The sequence below is a fragment of the Streptococcus sp. SP1 genome (assembly GCF_030440005.1).
Classification (GTDB): domain Bacteria; phylum Bacillota; class Bacilli; order Lactobacillales; family Streptococcaceae; genus Streptococcus; species Streptococcus parasanguinis.
The window spans coordinates 154,160-162,542 of record NZ_JAQFJJ010000003.1 but is presented as its reverse complement, the minus strand read 5'-3'; the positions used below and the strand labels follow the sequence as shown (position 1 = coordinate 162,542).

Sequence of the window (8,383 nt, the reverse complement as noted above, 5' to 3'; positions counted from 1 at the left end):
AGTGGTTGAGTGGGCTCTACTACGCTGATTTCATCAGCTTTTACAGCCCTACTCAACTGTGCGGAGGTGGGACGACGAAATCGAATTCTAACGAATTACCGATTTCTGTCCCACTCTCTTTTATTTTTGAAATCAGTCTGTTAGTTTCATGGCTTTGATTTTTTCTTCTTCTGGTGTGACCCGCAGAGTCTTCTGGCCGGTGTAGGTGACAAAACCGGGTTTTCCACCAGTTGGTTTATTGAGTTTCTTGGCTTCGATCATATCTACTTGGACCAAGTTTGAGAGACGGGCCTTGGAATAGTAGGCGGCCAACTCTGCAGCATCGGTCTTCACTTCATCCGATGGATTTAGATTTCCTGTAATGACGACGTGGCTTCCCGGAATATCCTTGGCATGGAACCAGAGTTCATCTTTCTTAGCGATCTTAAAGGTTAATTCATCGTTTTGCAGATTATTGCGACCCACTAAAATGATAGTCTTTCCATCACTCGCCAGGTATTTCTCAGGTTTTTTCCGTTTATGAATTTTTTCACGGTTGCGCCGTTTGATAAAGCCGGTCTGGATTAGCTCTTCTCGAATTTCTGCCACCTCAGCCAGGCTCGCTTGAGAAAGGGCTGTTTCAACCGTTTCAAGATAAGAAATGGTTTCCTTGGTTTCTTGAATGAGGATGGTCAAATGTTTGACGGCTTCTTTTAACTTCTGGTAGCGTTTAAAGTAGCGTTGGGCATTTTGGTTGGGGGTCAGGGCCTTGTTGAGTTGGATGGTAATGGGCTCGTTGGTATAGTAATTATCCAAAACAACCTGGTCTTGGTCGTTTGGTACCTGATGGAGGAAGGTTGTCAGCAATTCTCCTTTTTGTCGGAATTCTTCCGCATTGTCGGTTGCCGCTAACTCAGCTTCTTGTTTGGCTAATTTTTTCCGGTTCTTTTCAAGATCGTTTTCAACCTTGCGGATTAATTCACTGGCCTGTTGTTGCACCCGATCGCGCTCAGCCTTGTCTCGGTAATAGTCATCCAGCAGATCAGAAAGTGTCTCAAAGGTTTGATTGGTCGCATCTGCAAAGGGGATAGCCGAGAAGGATTTGGTCGTTAGGCGAGGCTCAGTTGGAGCTTGGAAAAAGGCACGGAAGGTTTTTAATTTTTCATCTGTCTCAAGTCGCTTGGCTAATTCTTGAGCCGTATCTCGCCCCAAACCTTGGAAACATTTTTGAAGGTTCTTTGGACTTAACTCTTCCTTGTGAAGAAGGGCAAAAAGGGCTTCATCCCCAATTGTAAAAGGATTAACTGCGTCGGTTTTCGGAGGAGCTACATAGGTTGATCCAGGGAGAATGGTCCGGTAGCTATTTTGTGAGAAGCCGACGTGTTTGATAGCTTCGATAATTTTATTGCTGGTGCGGTCCAGGAGAATAATATTACTGTGCTTGCCCATGATTTCGATCATGAGGCTGACAGAAATAGCATCTCCAATTTCGTTTTTATTGGAGACACGGATTTCAAGAATCCGGTCGTTCTCCATTTGCTCAATCCCTTCGATGACAGCACCTTGAAGATATTTGCGCATAACCATAATAAAGGTATTGGGAAAGGCAGGATTTTCAAAGTTGGTCTGGGTCCGTTGAATCCGTCCAAAGACAGAATGGGCAGAGAGCAAGAGTTTTTGGTTTTTCCGATTGCCTCGGATTTGGAGTACCAATTCTTGCTCGAAAGGTTGGTTAATTTTTTGAATGCGACCACTCAAGAGTTCGGCCTTCAATTCTTGCACCATATGGTGTAAAAAAAATCCATCAAAAGACATGGGATTCCTCATCATTCTAGCGTTTATTCTAGTAAATTATATCAAAATTAGAGCGGAAATCCCAGAAGGAAGCAAGGGGCTGTTCAATAGAAAATGCGAACGTTTTCAAAAAAATGCAGAAAAAGTATTGACATTTTTGAAAGAAAACTTTAAAATGTAAGAAATTAGAAAAGTAGTAAATGAAAGTTTCAAGAGAGCCTACGGTTGCTGAGAGTGGGTAGCGGCAGTTTATGAAATTGGACTAATGATGAGATGAATTTGAAACAATAAAAATTCGGTTGGCACACCTTATCGTGCAACTTGTTGCTAGACAAGACGGAGATATGGGGGAGACTGTCTTTTTCCCATAAGTGAGGTGGCACCGCGATGACACGTCCTCACATAGCTTTTGCTATGTGTGGGCGTTTTTTTTTGTTTTAGATGAGAAGGGAGAAAAGATATGAAGAAACGATGGCGTCGCAGTCTTTAGATGATGGAAAAAAAGAAGAAAATGAAAAATAGAAGAGGTATTAAAAATGAAAAATAAACGGTTAATGGGAATTATTGGTTTGATTGCAGCAGCAGTCATTGGGACAGCGATCTATTCAGCTACAGCAGGCAAAGACAACAAGGCAGCAAGCAGCAATGAAAAGGCTAAAGTTGGGGTCTTGCAGTTGGTTAGCCACCCTTCGCTTGATTTGATCTACAAGGGAATTCAAGATGGTTTGGCTGAAGAAGGTTATGACAAGGACAAAGTGGACATTGATTTTCTCAATGCAGAAGGCGACCAAAACAAGGTGGCGACCATGAGTAAACAATTGGTAGACAAGGATAACCAAGTCTTGATTGGGATTGCAACCCCATCTGCTCAAGGTTTGGCTAGTGCAACCAAAGACAAACCCATCGTTATGGGAGCCATCACCGATCCGGTCGGCGCCAACTTGGTCAAAGATTTGAAAAAACCAGGTGGCAACATTACTGGGGTATCTGACCACAATCCAACTGAGCAACAGTTGAAATTGATCAAAGAGTTGACTCCGAATGTGAAAACAATCGGTGCCCTATACTCAACCAGTGAGGATAATTCTAAATCTCAAGTAGAAGAATTTACAAAATTAGCTGAAAAAGCAGGTTTCAAGGTGATTCCTTACTCTGTACCTTCAACAAACGAAGTTGCTTCAACAGTTTCTGTCATGACTGGTAAAGTCGATGCCATCTGGGTTCCAATCGACAATACCATCGCTTCAGCCTTCTCAACAGTTGTCGAAGCTAACAAAACAGCTAAAAAACCAATCTTCCCAAGTGCGACAGCCATGGTAGAAGCGGGTGGTCTTGCTTCAGTCGTTGTCGACCAACACGATCTTGGGGTTGCAACTGGTAAAATGGCTGCCAAGATCTTGAAAGGTCAAAAACCAGCGGATACACCTGTAGAAATCTTTAGCCAAGGAAAATCTGTGATCAACAAAAAAGTAGCAGATGAATTGGGTATTACTATTCCAGAATCTGTCTTGAAAGATGCTGGACAAGTCATTAAATAAAAAGAAAACGAATAACAAGAATGGCGGGGGAATTTGGCTTTGGCAGGTCTTTAAATCGTGACCTTTAAAAATGTCTACCAGTGCTCATGACCAACTATGTTACTCATGGTAGAGGAGAAAGATATGGAAGTCAAGATAACAGATCTTCATCCGACCCAACTATATTTATCAGAAAAGAAGTTACAAGCTATCCAGATGCTGGATCAGTCGGCAGAAATCATCAATGTGGATCCAATTAGTGTTCTTGCATTTGGAAATCGCTTCTTGATTACAGACGGGCATCACAGGGCTTATCAGGCTTTATTGGCAGGTCGGGATATGATTTCTGCTGAGTTTGATAGAGATGGTGGCGATGAGTTGTATGATCTCTATGCGCAAGCTTGCGAGGAAAGAAAGATAACCTCTGTTTTGGATTTGAAACATCGTATCTTGCCTCAAGATGAGTATGAAGCAAAATGGTATAACTGGTGTGATGGTTTTAACCAAGCAGCCACTCTTCTATTGGAAAGGCAAGCAGATGCAACAGACAAGGTAAATAGATAATGCACTGCCTCTTGTTCCTTTGTCTATTGAAATTAGTCTCATCTAACTTGTTTTTTAACAAAAAATCTGCTAAACTAGATAGTAATCGAATAGAAATCTGCAAGACTAGTATCTCAATGGAAGTGCGACAGGGAGAAGGGCCGTGACTGAAAGCTCTTTGCATGAAAGCTGAGTGAATTCACTTGCGTAAAGGATTTAGAAATTAAGGTCTGGTTTACAGATAAAAACGGATGGTACCGCGTGTCAACGCTCCGAATGTGGGTGTTGGCGCGTGGTTTTTTCTATGTCTGTAGAGGGACCATGATGGAGGAAATATGTCAACGATTGAAGAACAATTAAAAGCGCTTCGTGAAGAAACGCTGGCAGCTTTGAAGCAGATCTCTGCTGAAAATGAAAAAGAATTGCAAGAACTACGGGTCTCTGTCCTTGGGAAAAAAGGTTCCCTTACTGAAATCCTCAAAGGGATGAAAGATGTTTCTGCAGAGATGCGTCCGGTTATCGGGAAACACGTCAATGAAGCCCGCGATGTCTTGACGGCTGCTTTTGAAGAAACAACCAAACTCTTGGAAGAAAAGAAAGTCCAAGCGAAACTAGCTAGCGAAAGTATCGATGTGACCCTTCCAGGGCGTCCAGTTGCTAGTGGTTACCGTCATATCTTGACCCAAACCAGTGAAGAAATCGAAGATATCTTTATTGGGATGGGCTACCAAGTCGTGGATGGCTTTGAAGTGGAGCAAGACTACTACAACTTTGAACGCATGAATTTGCCTAAAGATCACCCAGCGCGGGATATGCAGGATACCTTCTATATTACAGAAGAAATCTTGCTTCGGACCCATACCTCACCAGTACAGGCGCGGGCGATGGATGCGCATGACTTTAGCAAGGGACCATTGAAGATGATCTCTCCAGGGCGTGTTTTCCGTCGGGATACAGATGATGCGACCCACAGCCACCAATTCCATCAGATCGAAGGCTTGGTTGTTGGGAAGAACATCTCAATGGCAGACCTTCAAGGAACGCTTCAATTGATTGTGCAAAAGATGTTTGGTGCAGAACGTCAAATCCGTCTGCGTCCTTCTTACTTCCCATTCACTGAGCCATCGGTTGAGGTGGACGTTTCTTGCTTCAAATGTGGTGGAGCTGGATGTAACGTATGTAAGAAAACTGGTTGGATTGAAATCATGGGAGCCGGTATGGTTCACCCACGCGTCCTTGAGATGAGTGGTATTGACCCAACAGTTTATTCAGGATTTGCCTTTGGACTTGGTCAAGAGCGCGTGGCTATGCTTCGTTACGGAATCAATGATATCCGTGGCTTCTATCAAGGGGATATCCGTTTTTCAGAACAATTTAAATAATCATGTTAGTTAGAGTAAAAATCGACCGGGCACAGACCTTACGTGACCTAGAGGTGGAAACCTACCGAGATACCTTTGGTCCCTATATTGTTGAGAAAGATTTGGAAGATTACTTCTCTACAGTGCTCTCTTTGGAGCAAATCGAGAAAGATCTGCTAGATCCAGAATCTGAAACCTATTTTGTCCTCAATGAAGATCAAGAAATCTGTGGTTTTCTCAAGATCAATTGGGGTCAAGCGCAGACCGAGCCAGTAGAGATGGATAAGTCCTTTGAGATCCAACGGATCTATGTCAAAAAGGAATTTCATGGGGCTGGTTTTGGCAAGGAAATGTTTACCTTTGCGCTGGATCAAGCCAAGAGCCGGGGCTTTGACTGGGCCTGGCTGGGTGTCTGGGAACGCAATTTTAAGGCGCAGGATTTTTACTACCGTTTTGGATTTGAACGATTTAGTGAACACCAGTATATCACCGGAGATACCGTGGATACAGACTGGTTGTTGAGAAAGAAATTGATCTAGAAGGAACAAGAAACTTCTATTCTAGAGAAGGGGAGGCTATGAGACCTACCTAAGCCAGCCTCGAGCTGGAAAACACAAAATGAAAGGATCAAAACGAGGGTGGATGGAGATCTAGGAAAGATAACTAGATTTCTGCTTAGCCCTTGGTATCTTACATATGTTAGTTAGTTATAAATGGTTAAAACAATTGGTGGACGTGGATGTGCCATCAGAGGAGTTGGCTGAAAAAATGTCAACTACAGGGATCGAAGTAGAAGGTGTGGCATCACCTGCTGCTGGTCTCTCAAAAATTGTTGTCGGAGAAATTTTGTCTTGTGAAGATGTGCCAGAAACACACTTGCATGTCTGCCAAGTCAATGTGGGTGAAGAAGAAGCCCGTCAAATCGTCTGTGGAGCACCAAATGTTCGAGCAGGCATCAAGGTGATGGTGGCTCTTCCAGGTGCTCGCATCGCGGACAACTACAAGATTAAAAAAGGGAAAATCCGTGGCTTAGAATCCCTTGGGATGATCTGTTCACTTGGTGAATTAGGAATTTCTGACTCTGTTGTACCGAAAGAATTCGCAGATGGCATCCAAATCTTGCCAGAAGATGCGGTCCCAGGAGAAGAAGTCTTCTCTTACCTCGACTTGGATGATGAAATTATTGAACTTTCCATCACTCCAAACCGTGCAGATGCTCTTTCTATGCGTGGGGTTGCGCACGAAGTAGCAGCGATCTATGACAAGGCAGTCAACTTCAAAGACTTTACTTTGACTGAAACAGACCAAGCTGCATCCGATGCTCTTTCTGTCAGCATTGACACAGACAAGGCACCTTACTATGCAGCACGTGTCTTGGACAATGTAACCATCGCACCAAGTCCACAATGGTTGCAAAACCTCCTCATGAACGAAGGTATCCGTCCGATCAATAACGTGGTCGACGTGACCAACTATATCCTGCTTTACTTTGGTCAGCCTATGCATGCCTTTGACTTAGATACCTTCGAAGGAAACGATATCCGTGTGCGTGAAGCGCGTGCTGGTGAAAAATTGGTAACCTTGGATGGGGAAGAGCGTGAGTTGGAAACAAGTGACCTAGTGATTACGGTTGCGGATAACCCTGTTGCCCTTGCAGGTGTTATGGGTGGTCAAGCTACAGAAATCTCTGAAAACTCTAGTCGTGTCGTTCTTGAAGCTGCTGTCTTCAATGGCAAATCGATTCGTAAGACCAGCGGTCGCCTCAACCTTCGTTCTGAATCATCTTCTCGTTTTGAAAAAGGCATCAACGTGGCAACTGTTAATGAAGCCCTTGATGCGGCAGCAAGCATGATTGCAGAATTGGCTGGTGCCACAGTGCGTAAGGGTATCGTTTCAGCAGGTCAGCTTGATACTTCAGATGTAGAAGTTTCTTCCACTCTTGCAGATGTTAACCGTGTCCTTGGGACTGATCTTACTTATGCCGATGTCGAAGATGTCTTCCGTCGCCTTGGATTTGGCCTTTCTGGAAATGCAGAAGCCTTTACTGTCAGCGTTCCACGTCGCCGTTGGGACATCACCATCGAAGCGGACCTCTTTGAAGAAATTGCTCGGATTTATGGTTATGACAAATTACCAGCAACCCTTCCAAAAGATGACGGGACAGCAGGTGAATTGACAGAGACTCAAAAACTCCGTCGCCAAGTTCGGACCATTGCTGAAGGAGCTGGTTTAACAGAAATCATCACTTACGCCCTGACAACTCCTGAAAAAGCAGTGGAGTTCGCTACAGCCCCAAGCAATTTAACAGAGCTCATGTGGCCAATGACTGTGGATCGTTCAGTCCTCCGTCAAAATATGATCTCAGGGATCTTAGATACCGTAGCTTACAACGTCGCTCGCAAGAACAAAGATTTGGCCCTCTATGAGATCGGAAAAGTCTTTGAACAGACAGGTAATCCAAAAGAAGAATTGCCAAACGAAATCAACAGCTTTGCCTTTGCTTTAACTGGCCTAGTCGCTGAAAAAGACTTCCAAACTGCAGCTGTTCCAGTTGACTTCTTCTATGCTAAGGGAATTTTGGAAGCCCTCTTTGCTCGCTTGGGTCTTGATGTGACTTATACAGCAACATCTGAAATCAAGAGTCTCCACCCAGGTCGGACAGCCCTAATCTCACTTGGTGACCAAGTAATTGGGGTCTTGGGGCAAGTCCACCCTGTAACAGCTAAGGCTTATGATATCCCAGAAACCTATGTGGCAGAATTGAACTTATCTGCTATTGAAGCAGCTCTTCAACCAGCCGCAGCCTTTGTGGAAATCACTAAATTCCCAGTCGTGAGCCGTGATATCGCCCTTCTCCTCAAAGCAGAAGTGACCCACCAAGAAGTGGTTGATGCGATTCAAGCTGCTGGCGTTAAACGCTTGACAGACATCAAACTCTTTGACGTCTTCTCAGGTGAAAAACTAGGTCTTGGCATGAAGTCTATGGCCTACAGTTTGACCTTCCAAAATCCAGAAGATAGCTTGACGGACGAAGAAGTCGCACGCTACATGGAAAAAATCCAAGCTTCACTTGAAGAAAAAGTCAATGCAGAAGTACGTTAAAAATTTGATGAAAACAGTTGAGACATGCTCTTAGCTGTTTTTGTTTTATTACAATCTTCTTACAAGTTTGTGAAAGAATTTACAAAG

General features: G+C 43.9%; 6 protein-coding genes. 5 read left to right on the top strand and 1 reads right to left on the bottom strand.

What is annotated here, in order from left to right; genetic code table 11:
- Window positions 1–132: 132 nt before the first annotated feature.
- The gene (locus PCY07_RS02905; protein ID WP_301356679.1) at window positions 133–1,794 is read right to left on the bottom strand and encodes an NFACT family protein; all 1,662 of its coding nucleotides are present in this window, start codon (window positions 1,792–1,794) and stop codon (window positions 133–135) included.
- Between the two features lie 515 nt (window positions 1,795–2,309).
- Between PCY07_RS02905 and trpX the strand changes: the two genes are divergently transcribed.
- From trpX to pheT, 5 genes are all read left to right on the top strand, one after another.
- Complete coding sequence (gene trpX / locus PCY07_RS02900) at window positions 2,310–3,311, top strand: tryptophan ABC transporter substrate-binding protein (RefSeq protein ID WP_223325009.1); 1,002 nt, start codon at window positions 2,310–2,312, stop codon at window positions 3,309–3,311.
- A 123-nt stretch (window positions 3,312–3,434) separates the two neighbouring features.
- Window positions 3,435–3,854: a chromosome partitioning protein ParB gene (locus PCY07_RS02895; protein WP_301356678.1), complete on the top strand. Its 420-nt coding sequence runs from the start codon at window positions 3,435–3,437 to the stop codon at window positions 3,852–3,854.
- Window positions 3,855–4,168: 314 nt separating this feature from the next.
- Complete coding sequence (pheS, locus tag PCY07_RS02890) at window positions 4,169–5,215, top strand: phenylalanine--tRNA ligase subunit alpha (RefSeq protein WP_013903845.1); 1,047 nt, start codon at window positions 4,169–4,171, stop codon at window positions 5,213–5,215.
- Window positions 5,216–5,217: 2 nt separating this feature from the next.
- The gene (locus tag PCY07_RS02885) at window positions 5,218–5,733 is read left to right on the top strand and encodes an N-acetyltransferase (RefSeq protein WP_301356677.1); all 516 of its coding nucleotides are present in this window, start codon (window positions 5,218–5,220) and stop codon (window positions 5,731–5,733) included.
- A gap of 157 nt (window positions 5,734–5,890) precedes the next feature.
- The gene (pheT, locus tag PCY07_RS02880) at window positions 5,891–8,296 is read left to right on the top strand and encodes a phenylalanine--tRNA ligase subunit beta (RefSeq protein ID WP_301356676.1); all 2,406 of its coding nucleotides are present in this window, start codon (window positions 5,891–5,893) and stop codon (window positions 8,294–8,296) included.
- Window positions 8,297–8,383 lie beyond the last annotated feature (87 nt).

Coding starts and splice junctions, on each gene's coding strand:
- pheT (WP_301356676.1), top strand. CDS start 5,891: ATGTTAGTTAGTTATAAATGGTTAAAACAATTGGTGGACGTGGATGTG.
- PCY07_RS02895 (WP_301356678.1), top strand. CDS start 3,435: ATGGAAGTCAAGATAACAGATCTTCATCCGACCCAACTATATTTATCA.
- PCY07_RS02885 (WP_301356677.1), top strand. CDS start 5,218: ATGTTAGTTAGAGTAAAAATCGACCGGGCACAGACCTTACGTGACCTA.
- pheS (WP_013903845.1), top strand. CDS start 4,169: ATGTCAACGATTGAAGAACAATTAAAAGCGCTTCGTGAAGAAACGCTG.
- trpX (WP_223325009.1), top strand. CDS start 2,310: ATGAAAAATAAACGGTTAATGGGAATTATTGGTTTGATTGCAGCAGCA.
- PCY07_RS02905 (WP_301356679.1), bottom strand. CDS start 1,794: ATGTCTTTTGATGGATTTTTTTTACACCATATGGTGCAAGAATTGAAG.